Raw genomic sequence first — 20,534 nt, 5'->3', positions numbered from 1 at the left:
CACAGAACGGCAAAACGGTGGAAGGCGGACTTGAAAACATTCAGTATCTGGCCGACAGTCTGTATCGCCCCGAAATTCCAGAACCGCACGAGTCAGACGATGCAGTCGGCAACTTCCACAGATTTTTTCGATCGTGAACTCAGCTGGATGGAATTCAACCAGCGGGTCCTGAACGCGGCGCTTGACCCCGGCGTGCCGCTGCTGGAACGGCTGAAGTTTCTGGCAATCAGCAGCACCAATCTCGATGAGTTTTTTCGCGTCCGTGTCGGAGCATTAACGCTGCTGGTTCAGAACGGCGTGAACCGCGCCACCCCTTCAGGCCTGACTCCCGAGCAGCAGCTGCAGAGTGTCCGGCGTCGGATTGCCTCATTTGTGGAGGGACAGTACCGCTGCTATGCGCAGGAGCTGGCACCGGGACTGGTTGAGAATGGGATCGTGCGGCTCCTGCCGGAAAACCTGAACGCGACGCAGAAGATGATGGTGCGGCATCTGTTTCAGCAGGACATCTATTCCGTGCTGACACCGATGGCCGTCGACAGCGACGGACCGTTCCCCCTGCTTCCGAATCAGATGCTCAGCATGTGCATTCGCCTTGCGCCCGAGCAGCCGGCGCATGCAGACGATCTCCCACCCCCCCGCTATGCCGTGCTCCCTTTCGGACGTACACTCCCGCGGTTTGTGAGCATTCCTTCGGAGAAGGGGATCGCCTACATGCATCTGGAAGATGTCGTCGCCATGTCGATCGACGACTTCTTCCCCGGTGAAGAAGTCCTGGAGTCCGTTCCGTTCCGCATTACGCGCAATGCGGAAGTGGAGGTGCAGGAACTGACTCCCCACGGCCTCGCCTTCAATATGGCGGAAGTGCTGAGCGCCCGGACATTCACCGAATGCCTGCGGCTGGAAGTGCAGGACACCGCTTCGCCCGAACTCCTGAAGTTTCTGGAATCGCAACTCGAAGTGACTGATGTCGAGACGTATTGTGTCCCCGGGCCGGTCGATCTGGGGGCGTTCATGGAGTTGGCCGGTCGGCGCGGAGCGGACGGACTGCGTGATGAACCCTGGCCGCCGGTGAACTCTCCGGAGATTCCGTCCGAAGAGCTCGTCTTCGATATTCTGTCACAGCGTGACGTGCTGCTGGTGCATCCTTACGAGAGTTTCGAACCGGTCGTCCGGCTGGTGGATGAGGCGGCCGACGATCCTGATGTCATCGCGATCAAACAGACGTTGTACCGGATCAGCCGTGACAGCCCGATTGTGCGGGCCCTGAAACGGGCAGTGGAAAACGGCAAGCATGTGACCGTGCTGCTGGAACTGAAGGCCCGTTTTGATGAAGAACGCAACCTCAAGCAGGCGCGGGAACTCGAGGCGGCTGGGGCGCAGGTGATTCACGGTGTCAAGGGGCTGAAGACCCATGCCAAGCTCTGTATTGTGGTGCGGCGCGAACCTCATGGCGTGCAGCGGTATCTGCACTTTGGAACCGGAAACTACAACGAAGCGACCGCCCGGATTTACAGTGACATTTCGCTGCTGACCTCGGACGAAGATCTGGGGATCGACGCCTTGGCCTTCTTTAATGCGATTGCCGGCTATTCCCAGCCCCCTTACAGCTATCGGAAGCTGGAGGCCGCACCGCTGCGGCTGCGGGATACCCTCAAAAGCCTCGTCGATGCCGAGATCAACCGCAAACAGAACGGGGAAGAGGCGCGGATCATTCTCAAGCTGAATGCACTCACGGATACCGCACTGATCAATTCGCTGTACGCGGCGTCACAGGCAGGCGTAGAAGTTCTCCTGAATGTCCGGGGAGTCTGCTGCCTGAAACCCCAGGTTCCCGGGTTGAGTGAAAACATTCGGGTCACGAGTATTATCGATCGTTTTCTGGAGCATGCCCGCATCCTTTACTTCCATCATGGGGGGGACGCGAAAATGTTCATCTCCAGTGCCGACTGGATGCCCCGGAATCTGGATCAGCGAAAAGAACTGCTGGTTCCCATCGAAGATGAAAAGTGCCGCCGCCGTCTGATGTCGACACTGGAGACCTGTTTCGCCGATAATGTCAAAGCGTGGGAGTTGCAGCCGGATGGAACTTACCGGCGATTGCACGGAGAGGATGGGCTGCAGGTTCGCGCGCAGGAGGAATTGTATCGGCAGGCGCGCGAACAGGTGCGTCGGCTGGAACGTCGGCGACGAACTTTGTTTGAACCCCATCGTCCAGAGGAATGACTCGCTCCGGACGACAGTGCTCGCTGTCAGCTTCCCCTATCGGCAGAGTTCGACTGAAACGGTCTGAGGACGGTTCTTCGGCTGGAGCGGAACCACTGCAGCGGGCGATGAACGAACGAGCTTCACCCCGCTCCGGCAGGTCGTGAAATTTCCAGAGTCACTATTCCTGAATCCCGGCACAGGCCGGACAAGTTGTCATGAACGATCTGTCTGCTTATACGACTCGCCTCGCCCGTCAGGCCCGGGATGCCTCCCGCAAATTGGCCACGATTCCGGGCGGGGTGAAGAATGACTGGCTGAAGCGGTCGGCAGCGGCAATCCGGCGTCGCACGCCGGAACTGGTGGCTGCGAACGGACGGGACCTGGAAGCAGGACCCGGCTACGGACTTTCGGCGGCTTCGATCGACCGGCTGCGACTTACGGAATCCGGCCTCGAAAAGATTGCCGCCGCGCTGGAAGAAGTCGTGATGCTTCCCGATCCGATCGGGGAAGTGATCGGCAGCAATCCTCGTCCGAACGGCCTGATGGTCACGCAGGTGCGGGTCCCGCTGGGGGTGGTGTTCTTCATTTATGAGTCACGTCCCAATGTCACGGTCGATGCCGCAGCCCTGTGTGTCAAAAGTGGCAACGCCGTGATCCTGCGGGGAGGAAAAGAAGCGCTGCACAGCAATGTGGCGCTGTTTCAGATCTTGCGGGAGACACTGCAGGAGTCAGGCCTTCCCGAACATGCGGTGCAGCTGGTCGAAACGACGGATCGCGAGGCGGTGGGGCACTTCCTCAAGCTGCATCAGTATATCGACGTGACTATTCCTCGCGGCGGCAAGTCCTTGATCGAGCGGGTCGCCGCAGAAGCGACGATGCCGGTCATCAAGCATTTCGACGGTGTCTGTCACGTCTATGTCGATGAGTCGGCCGATGTCGACATGGCAATCCGGATTCTCATCAACAGCAAATGTCAGCGAACCGGAGTCTGCAACGCAGCCGAATCGCTGCTGGTTCACGAGAAGATTGTCGAGCGTTTTCTGCCGCGTGCTTCCGAGGCACTCACTGCGGCAGGGGTCGAGGTGCGGGGAGATGAGCGGATTCGTGCGTTCCTGCCTTCCGCCCGCCTGGCCACCGAAGAGGATTATCGTACGGAGTATCTGGATCTGATTTTGTCCGCCAAGGTGGTTAGCGATCTGGAAGCGGCGATTGAACACATCAACGAGTATGGCTCGCACCACACCGATGTGATTGTGACCAACCATCTCCCTGCATCACAGCGGTTTGTGGCGGCGGTCGATTCCGCGGCGGTGATCGTCAATGCGAGCACCCGATTCAACGATGGAGGAGAGTTCGGTCTCGGAGCGGAGATCGGAATCAGCACCGACAAGTTTCATGCACGCGGGCCCTGTGGCCTCAAGGAACTGACGAGCTACAAGTACGTGGCTTATGGAAATGGTCAGGTCCGCTCTTAGCGCAAGTTGCTCTTTCCGTGCGGGTGCAGCCAGCGTTTCGTCAGGTGAAATGCTGGCTTCCGCGTGCGGATACGGAAGCGATGCAAACTGCTCATCGCGGCCGTGGGTGGCTCGATTCGATTCCTGCACGGGAACGGGAACGGCGATCAGCTTTCCATGTGTGTCCGCGGTGTCTCGACAGCGGGTTTTTCAGTTCCGGCCCGCAGCGACGTGAAGTCCGGCTTACTCAATCCCCGCTCCGCCTGATGGACCAGCTGTGCCATTTCCCAGGCAGTGACATAGTGATAGCGGAAATTGGGATGGTGCTGATGCAGGGTTCGCAGTTCGCGGTGGAACTGCTGCATCTCGCCGCCGAGCAGCATCCGGATGTTTTCGTCCTTGCATCCATGCGTATGCAGCTTGATAAATCGCCAGTTTGGTCGACCCGCCACATGGACGCCGGCGTTCATCCAGAGTTTCAACCGTCGCAATGTCGCCGGACGTGACCCGTGGACGTCACTATTCTCCGTGCGGGGAATCAGCCCCCATTTGCGCGAGCCCCAGTCGAGCATCAAAGGGCCTTGGATCAGCAGCAGCTGGTCCCGTGGAGCAGGCTGGCCGACACGGGCCCGCAGGCCCTGATCGTGAGACTTCGGCCGGTCCCCCAGGTCGCGGGCATAGTAAATCGAATTGATGGTGCGGGTCTGGGTCCCGCTGGGAGCTGATGGTAAGGTGAAGTCGGCGTAGCAGCCGGTCTCCATCAGGATCGACAGTTCATTGTTGACACCGCACAGCAGACCGTCGGGACGGGAATTGCACAAAGCCCAGTTTCCGTGAATGAAACCGTAAACGATATCGCCGCTGTGGGGATCGACTCGCAGCAGTCCGTGACGATGGTACAGCGTGTTGCGGAACTCGATCAGTTTGTCACGCAGCTGCGCGGCCGTGTCATTGTGGTGATGCAGGTGAATGTCGACATCGCCGAATCCGGCATCGATCAGCGGTTTGAGCTGATCGAGGTAAACCGGTCGGTATTCGTCTTCCGGGAAGAAAAATGAGTGCTGCGGGGGACGCCCCTCCACGTCGTGGAACTGGGAAAAAAGTTCGGGATAGTCGTCGCGCCACCTTTCGACACGCGCGATGGCAAGCGCATCGGAGGCGCCATAGCAGCGGGGTTCCCAGTGGTCACACAGGGCGATGAAGACGTCGATCGGCTCGTCGACGTTCCAGTCGGGCCGGGGTTCCGTCGGGAACACATAACTCCCCAGCCAGTACTGCATGTCCCGCGCGCGAATGATCCACGCCGCGGTTGCGATGCCCAGCAGGGCGATGGTCAGAAGTCCGATGGCAATGATCCAGAAGCCAGTCATGGCGTTATCAATTTCCTGTGATTCCTGCCGTCGATCAAGGTCGGGCGCTCCGGCAGCTGGTCCAGCAGCTCGGCCAGTTCCCGCGTTAATGAGCGACGTTCAAATCGCTGAATGTTCCAGATGGCGGAATCGTGGCGGATTCCGCAGCGATGCTGTTCCAGCATCAGCTCGAGCAGCTCGACGATGCGTGGCTGATCGGACGGCTCGCTCAACATGGTTCCGGGCAGATCGCGGACGATGTCCCACACGTCGCCCCGCGGAGCGACAACAAACATGGGACGGCGGGCAGCCATATATTCGAACGTCTTGGCGTTGATGATGTGTCGGGCTTTCGGCAGATCGCTGTTCAGCATCAGCAAGGCATCTGCGGAACGCATCAGCCCGATCGCCTCCGCATGGGTCACGAAGGGGAGCCGGGTCACCTGCACCGGTGTGGCGTCGAGTTGTCGCAGTACCTGTTCCTGATCGTCTGTGCGTCGTCCGGCGAGCAGCAGTTCGAGGTTCCCCGCCAGTTGAGGATGTGCCGTGGAGAGTTGCAGCAGAGCCTTGACGACCGGCTCGATGGAATTGAGGTTCCACAACGTGCCGATAAATGCGAGACGGAATTTCTGGTCAGTGCGGCCAGTTGCAGCTGATGACTGTGGGAAGTCGTCCGGGTCAAACCCGTTATAAAGGCAGTGCGACCGGCAGGGATGGCCCGCCTGCACGGCGGCCTCCGCGACAGCCTGTGTGCTGGAAGGGGTCGTGGCCAGCAAAAGATCGGCCGCCCGCAGCGCCTGCGCCTGCTGGCGCTTCTGCAACCAGTTTCCGAATCGTCCGTGACTCTTGTTTTCCCAGTAGGCGTTGCTGATGTCCCACTCATCCCGGTAGTCGAGGACCAGCGGCAGGCCGGTCGCGCGACTGATGCGGGCGCCCAGCAGCAGAGAAGAGAACGGGGGACCAGTTGCGATGATGGCATCATGCGGGACGTCGCGCAGCAGCTTCAGTGCGGTGCGGTAAGCGTGGGGATGCCACAGGATCTGGGCATCGGGCTGCAGCACTGTATTGGCAATCCGACGTGCCGCCGATTTCGCCAGCCGGAGCAGCGGATGTCCTTTGCGGCCGGATCCGTTTGCCACAGCGTTTTTCACCGCATAGCCCGGCTCATAGGTCTTGGCACGACGGAGGATCGTCCCGACAGGGATCTCCTGGGAGAGAGTGTCGTCGATGAGGGGGACCGATGGATTGGAAACCGTCAGCACCGAAGAGTGCCAGCCGAACTCGGGCAGGTATTTCACAAACTTCACAACGCGCTGGACGCCGACTCCCCCCACGGGAGGGAAGGAGTAAGAGACGAACAGGACACGTTTCTGAGCAAAGGGCATGGAGTCTGTCAAAATCGAAGAGAGGGGTTGGCAACCTGTTGAAGACTATCGGGCTTCCAGGAGATCTGAGGTTTCCTTCGTCGGAGATTCGGAACGGGTCACCCGTTGAGGGTGTTGCCGGCTGAGCGACTGCAGTAGAGCGGCGGTCTGGGCTGCGGTCTCGTTCCAGTGTCTGGGACGATACGTGGCTGCGGCGGTTTTGGCTTCTGTTGTCAGCATCGACTGAATCGCATGTGCCATCGCGGGAGCATCGCGCGGAGGAACGAGGAGGGAAAAGCCCGGCCCGGCAATTTCGCCAAGGCTGCCAACATCGGTGGAAACAAAGGGCGTTCCGCAGGCGAGAGATTCCCGCAGCACATTCGGAAGTCCTTCGCTGTCACTGGAAAGGACGGTCAGATCGGCCGCCCGGTACCAGTCGGCGGTCTGTTGAGGGGACATGGCTCCATGAAAATGGACAAAGCTGTCCATTCCCCGACGTGCCGCCTGTTGAGTGAGCGAGCCCCGAAGTGGGCCGTCTCCAATCAGATGAAGTTTGAAATGGACACCCCAGTCCCGCAGCAGCGCTACGGCATCGAGCAGCATGTCGAGTGCCTTGATGGCGACAATGCGTCCGACCCAGACGAGATGCGCGAAATCGTCTGACAGATCGAGTCGTCGGCGGGCCTCCTCTCGGGAGAGTCGCTGGTGGAAAATCGAATCGTCGATTCCCTGATAGATGGTGCGGACCCGCTCGGGATGAATTCCCAGCCCTGTGACGGCGGTTCGCAGGCCTTCACTGACGGTGATGACCGCATGGGACTGCAATAGCACATCCTGCACGCGTTCACCGCGTCGGGGAAGTTTGGGGAGCACCAGAACGTCGGTTCCCCCCACGATGACCGCAGACGGAATGCCCTGAAGCTGGGCTGCTCGGACACCGACTTCCCCTTCAGGGTGTGCCCAATAGCTGAGGACGGCATCCGGTTGAAAGGACTGCATCGCCTCTTCAACGACGCTCCGGACCGACCACCACATCTGCTCGCCATAGCAGTGTTGCAGCAGTTTGGGGGTATACCAGTAGGTTGGATAATCGACCGCGATTCCCGCGGCAGCGATGTCGGCGGGAACGGTAAATTGCTTGCGGGGACGCAGGGGACGGTAGACTTCGGTGAACATCCGGGGGGCGATCACCCGCACCTGATGATCTCGCGCGAGCGCACGACAGAGGGCCGCGTTATAGGTCCCTCGGGAGGGAGCGGCGGCATCCGGGAAGGTCGTGCTGAGGAATAGGATTTTCATGGCTGTGCCGATGGCAACGGGCGATCTGCCCCCCATTCGGGGGCCGGTCCTCCTTCAGTGTGTGCCGAATCCGGAGGCGAGGCGGAGTTCTCTTTTCATGTTGACCGGAGAAGAAGGACTTCAACTGACGATTGTGCTTCGTAATCCGTCTTCCGTGGTGATGCGCGGCTGCCAGTCGAGCAGCTCTTTGGCTTTGCGATTGGAGTAACGTAACGGTTTCCAGATGGCGGCACTTTTGTACGCAGTGATGACAGCCGGGAGTTGCCCTTCGGACCAGTTCGAATACCACTCGTAGATCGAAGAGAGCGGCCCGATGAGGGGACGGGGCAGCCAGAGCGTCGGGACCCGCTGGCCACTTTTACGCAACAAGCTGACGATCTGCCGACCGGTCGGGAGGTGATCGTCGACGACGTTCACGATCTCTCCATCCGTGCCGGCAGCGATGCCCGCCAGCTTGATGGCATCGGCACAGTTTTCCACGTGTGTATAGGGAAGCTGCTGGCTCCCCCCCATGCGGAGGAGCAGGGGACCGAGTGACAGTCCGACCCGGCTGGTGAGCAGGGACCGTCCCGGACCGTAGATGACACCGGGACGGACGATTACGGTTGGCAGTCCATACCTTTCGGCAGCCTGCCGCACCACTTCCTCCTGCCGGATTTTGCTGAAGGTGTAGGGATCGCGCAGGTGTGGGAGCGGGTCGATTGGCGTGGTCTCATCCAGCTGCGAACCGTTGGACAATGTTTTCGTGCCGTAGACCCCCAATGAACTGACATGCACGAAGCGCTTCACTTGCGAGCGGACCGCGCATTCGACCAGCTGGCGGGTTGGAACCACCGTGTTGAGAAACATGCCAGAGGCACAACCGGACAACGCTGCAGCGAGGTGATAGACAACATCGACCCCTTCGAGATGCTCCTCGTAGGTGTGTGGCTGCATCAGATCTCCTTCGATCAGTTGCACGCAGCGTCGTTTCTCCGGAGGGACTTCACCGAGGAGACTGGCAACATCGCTCGAGCCCCGGACGAGACAGCGGAGTCGGACATCGTGCTGCAGCAGCGATCGGATGAGTCGCCGCCCGAGGAACCCGGTTCCCCCTGTGATAAATGCCCTGATTGCCATCGCTCACCTGTTGATACTGAACTGATTGTGTGGGGAGAAGTCGCTTAAAACGACACTTCGCCGGCTGTGACGGCAACGGCTTCTGCAGAGCGGTGTGAGAAGTTCTGCTCCTCATTGTCCACTCGCAGTGTCGAGGGGCGAACGCTCTCTGCGGAATCGCGGCAATGCGCGAAAATGCGATCCATGAGCAGGGTGACTCGCTGTGCCTCGTGATGAGGAATCGGCAGTGGGCTGCCGGTCCGGATCGAATCATAAAACCGCTCGAACAAGGTCTTCATGCCGGCGAAGTAATGAATGTCGGCCCGCAGGAACCGGAGTGCGGTGTGGCCGGCATTCCAGCAGGCATTCCCGAACTGCCGACAGACCGCCTCCAGTTTGGCAAACGCTCCGGGAAGTTTGAGCTGCCGGTTCCAGCGAATCGTCTGGGCGTCGAAGTCGAGCTCCAGCGTGCCGCGCTGACCGTAGATGCGTGTGATTCTCTGCGGGGGTAGAAAGGTGCTGAAGGTCAGTGTTCCCGTTTGTGCACTTCCGGCGAGAGCGAGATTCATTTCCGTGGGGAAATTGAATCCTGGTCGGGTTGCCCAATGCCCGTGCAGGCTCGGCTGATCCGTCTCCATCAGGTCGGTGATGCGATACAGGGGATGGGAGATTGTGTTCTGAAAAAGTCCTCCCGGCAGCCGGTGGACCCAGTGTTGAGGATCGCCGGCGACTCGTGCTCCAAAGCTCCCGGCGAGGGGATAGCCCAGCACCGATTCGATATGTAGGACCTCGCCGATCAGCTGTTGGGCCAGCCATTCTTTGGCGGTCAACCAGATCGGATCAAAGAGCTGGTCATGTCCGACGCAGACAAATCGGCCGGTCCGGGCGGCGGTCGCCAGCACCTTTTCAGATTCCAGGCAATCGAGCGTGAAAGGCTTCTCGACATAGACATGGCAACCCGCTTCCATCAGTTGCATGGCCAATGGAGCGTGTGTGTGGGCTGGTGTGGTGACATGCACGACATCGGGCCGGGTATCATCGAGCATCCGTTCCAGACTGGTGAATGTCCTGGGGACGGCAAAGCGGGCTGCTGCCTGATAGGCGAGATCTTCATACACATCGCACACGGCGACCACTTCGGCGGCGGGGATGCGTCGCAGCTGCGAGAGATGTGCATCGGCGATCTGGCCGCAGCCGAGGACTGCAATGCGAAGTGGGGATGGTGTCGGCATGGCTCGAAATCTTCTCTGGGGCATCACTGCGGTCTGGGCAACCACCGGAAACAGGTCAGAGGTCCGGGGGATCTGTTCGCCTGCTGTTTGCTCTTGCCTGTTCACGTCTCAGGCATCTCGATCGATCAATGTTCATTTTCCCGTGACGATGACGGGGAGTTCAAAAGTCCGAGCGCTCTAACGGGGGAGTGCACACTTCTTGCTGAGCAGTTCGAGGTAGAGGGCTTCGTAGTTGGTGAGCATCCGTCGCACGTCGAAATGCTGTTCGATCCGCGATCGGGCGGCGATTCCCATTCCCGACCACAGCTCCCGCTCCGACAGCATCTCCAGAATTCCGGCCGCCAGTCCGTCGGGATTGAGCGGAGGAACCAGGCGTCCGGTTTCTCCCTCGACAACAATTTCGGGGTTCCCGCCGACGCGGGTGGTGACGATCGGCAATCCGACCGCCATCGCTTCCAGCAAGGTCAGCGAGATGCCCTCTGTCTTGGAGGAGGAAACAAAGAAGCCCGCCGTCCGCAGGAGTTCGTGAACATCCTGCCGTTCACCCAGGAATTCGACGTGATCAGCGATTTTCAGGTCGGTGGCGAGTCGCTCGAGCCGCGGGCGTTCCGCACCATCGCCGACGAGTCGCAGTCGGAATTGGGGGAACTCCCGAAGCACAATCGCTGTGGCTCGCAACAGCGTGGAATAATCTTTCTCCGGGGAGAGCCGGCCCACGCCGATGGCCACCGGTTCATGGGACGGACCGGAATAGCGGAAGCGATCGACATCGATGCCGTTCCAGATGCACTGGATTTTCGAAGCGGCGCCGGGAGACTGCTGACGACATAACCGCGCGGCATCTTCCGAGACGCCGATGATGCGATCGGTCAGGCGGTTCGCCATCCGGAACTGCCAGAGGCTCTTCCAGCCGGGACCGCAGCCACGTCCGTGCTGGGTATTGATGATGACCGGAACTCCGGCCAGTCTCCCCGCGATGCTCCCGTAGAACTGCGGGTACGTGTTGTGAGTATGGAGGACGTCAATCTTTTCGGCTGACAGATGCTCCCGCAGTTTCCGCAGGGCAGCCCGTTTGCCACAGTGCCGCAGGCCGATCGACGAAACGGGGTATCCGGCCGCACGGAGATCCTCGGCAGGCGGGCCCAGATCATCGAGAGCCACAAAACTCAGATCGTAGCGGGTCGCGTCGTGAAACCGGGCAAAGTCGACCAGCAACCGCTCCAGTCCACCCGTCTTCAACGTCATGCTTAAATGGCAGACCCGCACGCGCGCGCCGGACGACAACAGCGTGTTGGCGTGCGGGCTGCCAGCTTCAGGGAGATCATTTAATTGTACGCTCACGAATCTTCTCGCTAGAGGGATTGAGACAATTTTCCGGGACGCGCTCGGGGCCTATTCCTGATCAGTGGAACTGGTCGAATCCACCGGGGGGGATGCGGGTCGCAGGGAGTGTTTGATTTTTTTCAAAAGACGAATCGCGGAGAGCTTCCAGGAAGGCCGGGAACTGCTCAGCCAGCACAGGGTCGTCACGCTGTTGGACAGATTGCTCTTGTGGCGTTTGTCGCCCACCAGAAAGTCGTAGGCGTCGTAGCCGCGGGTTAAGGCCTGTTCCAGGCACAGGTAGTGCGAGATCAGTCCGGGACTCGGCTTCACGTCGAAGTCGGCAAAGCCCGAGAGGTAATCGAGCAGTCGATTGCGGTCGACCAGCAGAAACAGACAGCCCACGGTCTCTCCCTGATGTCGAACCCGGAAGAGCACGGCCTTCCGCTCGTGGAACAGCCGCATGGAAACGTCGCGTTGGAAAAGGTCAAAGCGGGGATTGGCGAAGGCTCCCGCCTGACCCGCTCCCTGCCAGCGCGCCTGATGCAGCGAAATCAATTCGTTCAGAATCTCTTCGGCGGTTTCCAGATCGGTCGCCCATTCGCAATCCAGTTCTCCATACTGCCGCAGCCGCCGACGAATGTTGTAGCGCGTACTCTTTCCGAGTTGAGAGAGGATGTCCGATTGCTGCTCGCGTGTCTGACGCAGATCAAAGAACCGCGAGTCACGCGTGCGGACCTCGGCATCAGGCAACAAGTCCAGCCAGGGCTGCAGATCATGCTCCGTGAAGCCGTCGAGCCGAAACTGCTCCCAGCGTCCCTCCTGCAGCACGATTTGCCCGAGTCCGCGTTGGAACTCTTCTGCAAAGGTCTCTTCAACGAGGGGCTGGTTGTATTCGACGCAGACGCTGCCCGGCTGCTGTTCGCCGGCCGTGCCGAGATGCAATGTCCGCACGGGAAACGGCCCCAGTTTCTGGCCGACACCGTCGGCGAGCAGAGCGATTCCCCGGGTCAGGCCACCGGCAGTCGCGACGGCGAACCGGTGCGGCTGACTGTCCCCATAATGCCGCAGCCAGGTTTCAATCCAGATCGGGTCGCAGGCGACCGCCTGATTCCGCAAGCGCAGATGCAGTTGCCGCCAGAGAGCGAGGGCCTCTTCCACTCCTTTTGAGGGGAGCAGTCTCCAGGTCAGGTCGGCACTCTTGGCAACTGTCGGTTGTTCCAGAAGAGACATGGCAGTCGATTTCAAATTCAACAGGGAGGATCGCCGGGTGACGATCATTGGGATCTCGGATTCAGGAGGACAAACAGTTGGCCTGCAAGGCAGCGGCCTCTTTGCGGGAGGACCAGTGCTGTTCCAGTCGGCGAGTCAGCGCCCATGTTCCCAGCAGAGCTGCAGCCCCCCCTCCGGTGACGGTCAACAGCGGGATCCAGCCTTCAGCGGGCACAAAACCGTCAGCAACTTCACAGAAACAGAGCAGGGCGAGGAGTGCCGGGACCTGCGGCATGACCACTTTCTGCCACAACGCTCCGGTTGTCAGTCCGAGAGGCCGTGCGGCGTAGGGCAACAGAATAAAAAGCTCGATGACCGTGAGCGGAATAAAGGTTCCCCAGGCGACGCCAATCGTTCCCCACCAGCGGATGAACAGGATCGACAGCACGATGTTGACGAGGGCCTCCGCCAGATCGATGAACGCCTGCTGGCGGACCTGTCCGATCCCGATCAGGGCCTTGCGGATGATCGTCATCGGGAGGTTGACGGTCTGTGCCCCAAGCAGAATCGCCATGATGGCGATCGTGGAATCGAATTCCTGCCGAATCCAGGTGCGAATGAGCAGATCTCCAAAGTAGCTGGCGCCGATGAAGAAGCCTCCCGCCAGCAGAAAGGCGACGCCCATTCCTTTGTAAACCAGCTGGCTGAGGGCAGTCGTCGAGCGCTGGGCATAGAGTTCGCCCGCTTTGGGAAGAATTGCCTCGCCGATCTGCGCGATCGGCATTTGAATCATTTGCGAAACCCGCAGAGCAATCTGGTAGGGGACGACAAATTTGGGGCCGAGCATTACACCCAGAATCACGGTGTCGGAAAAATAGATCAGATATTCCGCAACGAGGGCCACAGCATTGTACGCGCTGAATCCGAAGCATTCCTGCATGACCTCACGGCTGGCATGCCACGGGGCAACCGACAGCGTGCGGACCGATCGATAAGCGAAGAACGCACTCAGACCGTGTTCCAGCACAACCGCCGACAGGAAGATCAGTGAGAGCGTGATCAGCGGGAATCGCTGCGTCAGGCAGACGAGTGTCAGCACCAGTCGCAAGACATTGATACCGACTTCGATGCCGCGCTTGATATCGAAGCGCTGCATGCCGACCAACACTCCGCCGTAAACACTGCAGATCATTCCCAGCGCGATCGACACGCCGATCAGCAGAATCGAAACCTGCACTTCCGAGACGGACACGCCGTCCCATTGTTTCAGTGCCGGTGCCAGCCACGCAAACCCCGCAGCGAAGGCGAGCACGATCGACGCGGTGCCGAAGTAGATGGCCTGAATCGTACTGACAACGGTGTTAAGCTTGTTCCACTCTTTGCGGGCTGCCAGATCGGCGACATAACGGCAGATCGTCGCCCCGAACCCGGCGTAAACCATGCCGGAATACGCCGCCACCGCATTGATGAACAGCCACGCCCCGTACTGTGCTTCTCCCACAGTGCCCAGAATATACGGCATCAGGAAAAAGCCGATCAGCACCGTCACCAGGTGCCCCAGCCAGCCGGCGATGATGTTTCGTCGGACGCTCATTTCGTCACCAGCAGGCTGTGAGAAGAAGCAGAGGGGAGAGGAGCCGCCACGGCCGCCGCGGTTTTGCGTCGGTAATTCAGAAGTGACGAAGGGAGATACGTGGCCAGCCAGTGGAGCAGCGATGTGGCCGACGGTCGCAACTTGAGGACTTCGCGATAGTATTGCCGGGCCAGCGGCAGATCACGAATCCAGAACAGCGCACGGGCATACTCTTCGTAGAGGTCGGCCTTCTTCTCATCAATCTGCGACTGGGGCAGTTGCAGTTCTTTGCCAATGACGTCGGCGTTGAGCAATTCCGCTTTGATGACCCGGGCGACCTGCTGAGACAGGCTGTTCTCGGCCGGAGTATAGATCGACAATTCTTCGTGGACCGTGACAATCCGCTGGCCGGTGGCGGCCATTCGTAGCCACAGGTTGTAGTCTTCCGCGCCGATGAACAAGCGGTCTTCGACAAAGCCGCCGACCTCTGTGAACAATTGCTTGTTCATCAGAACTGTCGATGTCCCCACGTGATTGTGCTTCCACAGGCGATCGAAATTCAGTGTCCCTTCAAACCGGTGTTCTTCATCGAGGGAGTAACAGTGGACGAGGGCGACATCGGGGCCGAGTTCCTGCGCCTGACGTTCGAGTTTCCCGGGAAGCCAGGCATCGTCGGAGTCGAGGAGCGCGATCCAGTCCCCCTGCGCTTCACGAATACCATGATTGCGGGCAGCGCTGGGGCCCGCATTGGCCTGCCGGATGAGACGAACCCGCGGTGCGTACGATTCGACGAGGGCCGGAGTCTGATCCCGCGAGCCATCATCGACCACGAGGATTTCCACAGGGGGAAGCGTCTGCGCGAGGACACTGTCCAGGGTCCGTGCCAGTGTCTTCTCCGCATTGTAGGCGGGAATGACGACGCTGATTCGGGGAGTCTGTGGCATAGGTCTGTTCGGGAAAATCAGGTTGTCGGGGAGACGTCGAGCCGGGGGCATCGGATCACGTGAGCTGTTTTAATCCCAGCGGGCGAAAACGCGGACAAACACATACGCTCCTCCCAGGAGGGCCGCACTGCAGGTCAGCCAGGGGCGGATCGTATTCCGGTTCAGAATGATGAGCGGACGGGGTGTCGTCCGGTAATAGCCCACGAGATTGATGAACGCCGCCCCCAGACCGGCAACCATATAGGTCGGCGGCACGTAGCAACGGGAAAGAGAACACATCCCCATTCCCCATTCCGCGAGAATGGCGGCGACGTAGGGGAACAACCGCCGCAGTTCCGGATCTTCAATCCGGAAGTCGTAACGCTTCATCAGAAAGAACGTGTACGCGGGCAGGAAGAAGCAGCCGAAGAAGAGCGTTCCGCCGAAGAATCCAAGTTCTACAAACGCATGCACGTACGAGTTGTGGGCCACATGTCCGGCGACTTCGTAATAAGTCCCTTCGCCGATGCCGAACAGGATGCGGCTGTTGCGGATGGCGGCCAGCCCATCGCTCCAGAGCTGAATCCGTTGCTGTCCTGTTCCGGAGGACAGATTCATGTTTCCGGCGCGTCCCAGTGCGACAGGGACAGCCATTGCACACAGGCATCCCAGGGCGATGCTCACCTTGGTGCTGAACCGGCAGGCGAGCCAAGCCATGGCACCGACGCCGAAGGCCAGCAATCCTCCCCGGGAGTAGGTGTAGTACATGGCCACCCCCATGATCCCAATGGGAATCAGCCATAGATAACGCAAGCCGACGAGACGACGATCGCTGAGAAAATAGACGGAGATGAATGCAGTCGCCACGATCAGCAGCGACAGGTCGTTCGGGTCATGAAAGATCCCCAGACCACAAATGCGGAAGAACCAGATCTCGTTGCCGTAAATATCTTCGCCATCGCGATCCGGGATATGACGCAACTGCCGGTCTTCGACAGCGCGAGCTTTGTCTTTCTCAATCTCCTGAACCATGTCCGGGCGACCACGCCATTCGGCGTCGAAGGCCCGGTAGTCCACTACGCTGTAGGCGATCATCAGGGTGGAGCAGATGGCGGTCGACATCAGAAAATAGCGCAGCCGCAGCGGTGTTTTGATTACCGACACGAGCAGCAGGTAGTACAGGGCCACCTTGATCATGCTGAAGACGCTGGTGTCCAGGTCTTCGGTATGTCCGGTGGCGATACGCGACGTGACAATGGCGAAGGTCACACCCAGCACACACAGGTTGACCGGTTGCTGCACCAGCGTTCGCCATCGCAACTGGTTGTGCAGGTCGTGAATCGAAAACAGAATCGCGCCGAGAATGCAGCCCAGATAGAGCTGAATATTGCCCAGCGCAGGGAGAAGCTCCGCCGGTCGAATGAACAGCATCGCGTTGGCGCAGAGGAACAGCAGATACGCGACCATTTCCGGTCGAATCTCCGGGGCAACTGAATCGCGACCGGCGGGGGGAATCCCTCCGTTGTCGGATCGGCTCAGGAAATATGGGGCGGAGTCGCGGGGGGCGTCCCCAGAAAGAACGCCGAGGTTGCAAAATTGCAGCAGGCCAAAGAGCGTCAGACTCTCCCAACCGTCAAGGTCCCCCCGACCGGACCTCTCCGATTATTCGCATCGAGCCCATTTTCCGTCAAAACCGGTTGCCGTGGCGACCCGATTATGCGTTAATGCGCAACTTATCGGGCCGGAATTCCGCTGCACTCCACAGCGGCGAGTTTCGGCGGGAAGTGATTTGCAATCCGTCAAGGATCGGTGGCGAACGCACTTCGACGGTCACTTGTCCGGAGAAAGCATTCCTGGGTGGGAGCATCAGGCTCCGGGGAATCGTCACGCTGTTTGAACCAAGATGGTCGTATGAAGAATTCTGCAGGGAAGATCAAGAGGTCCAGTCAGGGACAGCTGACAATCTGGCACGGCATGACGCTGGGAATGATGTTCCGCTTCCTGGCGACTGTTCGCCCCAATCTTCATTGGTCCCGCTGGCTGCGCATTGCGACATTGCCCCCGCTGGGACTGTATAACTCGCTGATGAGCTGGGTCGAAAAGCTGCTCTACAGCCGGAAAATCGCAGAAACACGTCTGAATCGACCTCCCATCTTCATTCTGGGGTACTGGCGCAGCGGCACGACGCTGCTGCATAACCTGCTGACGATGGATCCCCGGTTTACCTACCCCTCACTCTACGAAACGGTGTTCCCGAACCACTGCCTGACCACGCAGAAAATGGGAATCGCGTTGACAAGCTGGATGGTGCCCGACTCGCGTCCGATGGACAATGTGGCGGTCAGTTGGACCACTCCCCAGGAAGACGACATCGCGCTCTGCATCCTGTCGCTGATTTCCTGCTATGTCCTGGTGGCGAACCCAACCGATAACGTCACGTGGAAGAAGATGTACCGCCTGGAGGGACTGACTCCCGCCCAGCAACAGGCCTGGGAAGATGCTCTGACCCTGTTGATGAAGAAAATTACCATTCGCGATCCCAAGCGGATCGTGCTGAAGTCGCCGGCCCATACGTTTCATGTCGAGGCGCTGCTGAAGCTCTTCCCCGATGCCCAGTTCGTTCATATCTCGCGAAACCCCTACAGCGTGTTCAACTCCACGCTGCATCTCCGCGAGACGCTGATCGATGAGAACACGCTGGGGAAGAATGATCATCCCAACCCGGAAAATGACGTCATCGAGACGATGCTGGAAGGCTATGAGGCCTATGAACGGGACCGGAAGCTGATTCCAGCAGGCAACCTGCATGAGATCCGCTACGAGGACCTGACCGCTGACCCGGTGGCCGAGATGAAACGGCTGTACAATGGCCTGCAGCTGGGCGAGTTTGAACAGCTGAGGGCAATTCTCGAACCGCAGCTTCCGGAGCTGAAACGCTACCAGAAGAATAAGTTCACTCCGGATCCGGTCTGGATCCGTGAAGTCTACAGCCGTTGCCGCGTCATTTATGAACGGTTCGGCTATCCCGCGCCGACCGACGACGCGGAAATTGTGGCTGCCTGATCATTGGACGACGGTCCCCTCGTCTGTCACGATAGAGCGATCATCGTCAGGGGATTCCAATGTCGCAGTGTCTCGTGACCGGCGGAGCCGGGTTCATCGGCAGTCATCTCACCGAAAAGCTTTTGGCCGCGGGGCACTCCGTCACGGTGGTCGATGACTTCTCGACAGGCCGGGCGGATAATCTTGCCCGTGTTCGTGATCACGAACGACTTCGCATTCTGACAGGTTCCATTACGGATCAGCTGCTGCTCGCGGAAGCAGTCCGCGGTGTCGATGTGATCTATCATCTGGCTGCAGCGGTGGGAGTCAAAATCGTCGCGGAAGATCCCGTGCGGACGATCGAAACGAATATCTATCCGACCGAATGGCTGCTGCGGTTTGCAGCCCAGCGCGGCTGCCGGTTCTTTCTGGCTTCGACCAGCGAAGTGTACGGCAAGAATCCGAAAGAACGCTGGACGGAAGAGGAAGACCTGCACTTTGGGCCGACATCCCGGCCCCGCTGGGCCTATGGGTGCTCGAAGGCGATTGACGAGTTTCTTTCGCTGGCGTACTTCAACAAGTTTCAGCTGCCTGTCGTGATTGGCCGTTTTTTCAACGTGGTCGGACCCCGGCAGGTCGGCAACTACGGGATGGTGATTCCCCGATTTGTGGAACAGGCCCTGCGCGGAGGTCCGGTGGTCGTGTATGACGACGGGCGCCAAGTCCGGTGCTTCGCCCATGTCTCCGAGGTGGTCGACTGCGTGATTCGACTGACCGAAACGGATGCCGCGCTCGGTGGGATCTACAACATCGGCAGCGATCAGGATGTCTCGATTCAGCAGTTGGCTGAGGAGATCATTCGCCGCATCGACCCGGAAATCCGGATTGAGTACATGGAGTACAAGGATGCGTACGGAAACGATTTTGAAGATGTCCGTCGCCGCGTCCCCGATGTGTCGAAGCTCAAGTCTGTGCTGGGAGACAAGCCCTCCTTGCCATTGAGCAGGATTCTGGACGACATCATCGCCTGGAAACGGGAAGAGCTGAGCCGCCGGTAATTCCATCTCTGGCGACAGCCCGGCTTCGATGCATCCGCGCCGTCTCTGGAACGTGTGAACCCGGACTCCATCAAAAAACCTGAAGGAAATGGGGAGCGACTGTCGAGCGGGGAAGCCGACTTCTGCTTCTGCGTCGACGTTTCGGAGGTTCATCCCGATCCTTAACACCACTCTTCACTCTCATTGCACTCGCCCTGATTTCATCCGGATGGCTTTCCTTGCAGTCCGTTGCCCGTGACGACTTGTGCTGCTTGTTCGTTTCGCGAGGAAGAGGGGCTGGGCTTACTGGGGAATTGTCCAACTGAGTCCGGGCCACAACCACCGGGCCGGTGTCAGAGTGACGGAGACTCACCGGCACAGGAGAGCAAGGAATCTCGCCTCCTTACTGTTCGAGCTTTGATCGCGAACCCCGAAGCGTGTTGACACCCCGGACTCGACAGGGGGACTAGGGGCCCGAGCCACGACGAAGAGAAATGGTTCAGCGCGCTGAAGTTGAACCCCGCGTGACTGTTTGTTCTCCACTCGACGAAGTCTGAGTTCTGCACGAGCGTGACTCAAATTCGTCGACTCGTCGACGCCTTCGTTGATCGACAGGCGCGGTGGATTCACCCGGGAACCCTCTTTCGCTGAACCCGGGCCCTGACCGGGCGCGGCCTGTCTTCGAAAGAATCGCAGCGAAATACTGCGGGATCTTCGCCCCTGGTCGGCGACCATCGGCGAATTCTGCCGGTCGTGTCGTGTGTTTCATTGTGGCGTAACTTATTTGTGTTTAAGTGCTTGTGTTTTGTTTTGGCTTCTGTTGTGGTCTTCCGGAACCGCATCAGGGGAATCGCGGAAAGCCGTATTGACGCGTTTTGCAAGAGGTCATATTGTCCCGCTCATCGAAGGCACGGATGAGCAGCCTTCGAAGGTCCGGCACGCTCATCGCCCCCGGAAATGGCTTGTAGTCCTCCGCCCCCCTGGGACTCGCTGTTTCCGGGTTTTTTTATGCGCCGATCGACAACCTCTGGCGGGTTGGCGATGTGATATTGTTCCCCCACGCGCGGCCGGATATCTCCCTCAGATTTGAAAACCAACGAGTGCGGCCGGTTTCACGTCTCTGATTTGTTCGCTTTTCTGGGCTTCATATGATGAATCGCGCCTAAGCTGTGTAAACTGGATCTGACTGCAAGAGGAGGTGGAGATTTCGTGTGGAGAGGAGAGACGTTTTGTCATCGGCATTAACGCGGCGTTCTTCTGTTTGACGGTCATCGCACACAGCGCGAGTCATTCAAATGCGTCTGAGCGAAGGCAGAGAAATTGCCCTGGCAGAGGCGATTAGACATTCCGGGTGAACGTGATGCGGACAGTTCTCGGTAAAGTTGTTGCGTGTGTCACCTCGTCGATACTTGCGGGCACCTTGTCT

General features: G+C 59.3%; 14 protein-coding genes. 4 read left to right on the top strand and 10 right to left on the bottom strand.

The features are described from left to right. Positions 1-30 precede the first annotated feature (30 nt). Entirely contained in the window at positions 31-2,223 is a 2,193-nt protein-coding gene (gene ppk1, locus SH664x_RS15720) for a polyphosphate kinase 1 (RefSeq protein WP_437202486.1), read from the top strand. Positions 2,224-2,420: 197 nt separating this feature from the next. Continuing rightward, a complete protein-coding gene (locus SH664x_RS15715; protein WP_437202484.1) occupies positions 2,421-3,680 on the top strand; it encodes a glutamate-5-semialdehyde dehydrogenase in 1,260 nt (419 codons plus the stop codon). 146 nt (positions 3,681-3,826) lie between these two features. Here the strand turns inward: SH664x_RS15715 and SH664x_RS15710 are convergent, their stop codons facing one another. From SH664x_RS15710 to SH664x_RS15665, 10 genes are all read right to left on the bottom strand, one after another. Beyond that, a complete protein-coding gene (locus SH664x_RS15710) occupies positions 3,827-5,029 on the bottom strand; it encodes a hypothetical protein (RefSeq protein WP_437202482.1) in 1,203 nt (400 codons plus the stop codon). After that, the gene (locus SH664x_RS15705) at positions 5,026-6,393 is read right to left on the bottom strand and encodes a glycosyltransferase (protein ID WP_437202480.1); all 1,368 of its coding nucleotides are present in this window, start codon (positions 6,391-6,393) and stop codon (positions 5,026-5,028) included. The genes SH664x_RS15710 and SH664x_RS15705 overlap by 4 nt, the downstream gene beginning before the upstream one ends. 45 nt (positions 6,394-6,438) lie before the next feature. After that, positions 6,439-7,707 carry a glycosyltransferase gene (locus tag SH664x_RS15700; RefSeq protein WP_437202479.1) on the bottom strand — a complete coding sequence of 423 codons (1,269 nt, stop codon included), beginning with the start codon at positions 7,705-7,707 and terminating at the stop codon, positions 6,439-6,441. 84 nt (positions 7,708-7,791) lie between these two features. After that, positions 7,792-8,790, bottom strand: coding sequence for an NAD-dependent epimerase/dehydratase family protein (locus SH664x_RS15695; protein ID WP_437202478.1), 999 nt, complete (start codon positions 8,788-8,790; stop codon positions 7,792-7,794). Positions 8,791-8,834: 44 nt separating this feature from the next. Further along, positions 8,835-10,001 (bottom strand): Gfo/Idh/MocA family protein, encoded by a 1,167-nt coding sequence (locus SH664x_RS15690; RefSeq protein ID WP_437202476.1) that lies wholly within the window; start codon positions 9,999-10,001, stop codon positions 8,835-8,837. A gap of 177 nt (positions 10,002-10,178) precedes the next feature. Then, the gene (locus SH664x_RS15685; protein ID WP_437202475.1) at positions 10,179-11,342 is read right to left on the bottom strand and encodes a glycosyltransferase; all 1,164 of its coding nucleotides are present in this window, start codon (positions 11,340-11,342) and stop codon (positions 10,179-10,181) included. A 51-nt stretch (positions 11,343-11,393) separates the two neighbouring features. Next, complete coding sequence (locus tag SH664x_RS15680) at positions 11,394-12,554, bottom strand: GNAT family N-acetyltransferase (RefSeq protein ID WP_437202474.1); 1,161 nt, start codon at positions 12,552-12,554, stop codon at positions 11,394-11,396. 61 nt (positions 12,555-12,615) lie between these two features. Further along, positions 12,616-14,127 (bottom strand): oligosaccharide flippase family protein, encoded by a 1,512-nt coding sequence (locus SH664x_RS15675; protein ID WP_437202472.1) that lies wholly within the window; start codon positions 14,125-14,127, stop codon positions 12,616-12,618. Further along, on the bottom strand, positions 14,124-15,050 hold the full coding sequence (locus SH664x_RS15670; protein ID WP_437202471.1) for a glycosyltransferase family 2 protein: 927 nt from the start codon (positions 15,048-15,050) through the stop codon (positions 14,124-14,126). Before SH664x_RS15670 ends, SH664x_RS15675 begins: the two co-directional genes overlap by 4 nt. A 69-nt stretch (positions 15,051-15,119) precedes the next feature. Further along, positions 15,120-16,496, bottom strand: coding sequence for an O-antigen ligase family protein (locus SH664x_RS15665; RefSeq protein WP_437202469.1), 1,377 nt, complete (start codon positions 16,494-16,496; stop codon positions 15,120-15,122). Positions 16,497-16,940: 444 nt separating this feature from the next. On the opposite strand from SH664x_RS15665, the gene SH664x_RS15660 reads away from it, so the two are divergent. Both SH664x_RS15660 and SH664x_RS15655 read left to right on the top strand, forming a co-directional pair. After that, positions 16,941-18,092, top strand: coding sequence for a sulfotransferase family protein (locus SH664x_RS15660; protein ID WP_437202467.1), 1,152 nt, complete (start codon positions 16,941-16,943; stop codon positions 18,090-18,092). Positions 18,093-18,151: 59 nt separating this feature from the next. After that, a complete protein-coding gene (locus SH664x_RS15655; RefSeq protein ID WP_437202465.1) occupies positions 18,152-19,129 on the top strand; it encodes an NAD-dependent epimerase/dehydratase family protein in 978 nt (325 codons plus the stop codon). Positions 19,130-20,534 lie beyond the last annotated feature (1,405 nt).

The sequence above is a fragment of the Planctomicrobium aquicomposti genome (genome assembly GCF_051466325.1).
Lineage (GTDB): Bacteria > Planctomycetota > Planctomycetia > Planctomycetales > Planctomycetaceae > Planctomicrobium.
This window is presented reverse-complemented; position numbering and strand designations above follow the sequence as displayed.

Excerpts from the sequence above, each read along its gene's own strand:
- SH664x_RS15680 (WP_437202474.1), bottom strand. The coding sequence starts at position 12,554 with ATGTCTCTTCTGGAACAACCGACAGTTGCCAAGAGTGCCGACCTGACC.
- SH664x_RS15695 (WP_437202478.1), bottom strand. The coding sequence starts at position 8,790 with ATGGCAATCAGGGCATTTATCACAGGGGGAACCGGGTTCCTCGGGCGG.
- SH664x_RS15705 (WP_437202480.1), bottom strand. The coding sequence starts at position 6,393 with ATGCCCTTTGCTCAGAAACGTGTCCTGTTCGTCTCTTACTCCTTCCCT.
- SH664x_RS15660 (WP_437202467.1), top strand. The coding sequence starts at position 16,941 with ATGAAGAATTCTGCAGGGAAGATCAAGAGGTCCAGTCAGGGACAGCTG.
- SH664x_RS15690 (WP_437202476.1), bottom strand. The coding sequence starts at position 10,001 with ATGCCGACACCATCCCCACTTCGCATTGCAGTCCTCGGCTGCGGCCAG.
- SH664x_RS15655 (WP_437202465.1), top strand. The coding sequence starts at position 18,152 with ATGTCGCAGTGTCTCGTGACCGGCGGAGCCGGGTTCATCGGCAGTCAT.
- SH664x_RS15710 (WP_437202482.1), bottom strand. The coding sequence starts at position 5,029 with ATGACTGGCTTCTGGATCATTGCCATCGGACTTCTGACCATCGCCCTG.
- SH664x_RS15670 (WP_437202471.1), bottom strand. The coding sequence starts at position 15,050 with ATGCCACAGACTCCCCGAATCAGCGTCGTCATTCCCGCCTACAATGCG.
- SH664x_RS15700 (WP_437202479.1), bottom strand. The coding sequence starts at position 7,707 with ATGGGGGGCAGATCGCCCGTTGCCATCGGCACAGCCATGAAAATCCTA.
- SH664x_RS15715 (WP_437202484.1), top strand. The coding sequence starts at position 2,421 with ATGAACGATCTGTCTGCTTATACGACTCGCCTCGCCCGTCAGGCCCGG.
- SH664x_RS15675 (WP_437202472.1), bottom strand. The coding sequence starts at position 14,127 with ATGAGCGTCCGACGAAACATCATCGCCGGCTGGCTGGGGCACCTGGTG.
- SH664x_RS15665 (WP_437202469.1), bottom strand. The coding sequence starts at position 16,496 with ATGGTCGCGTATCTGCTGTTCCTCTGCGCCAACGCGATGCTGTTCATT.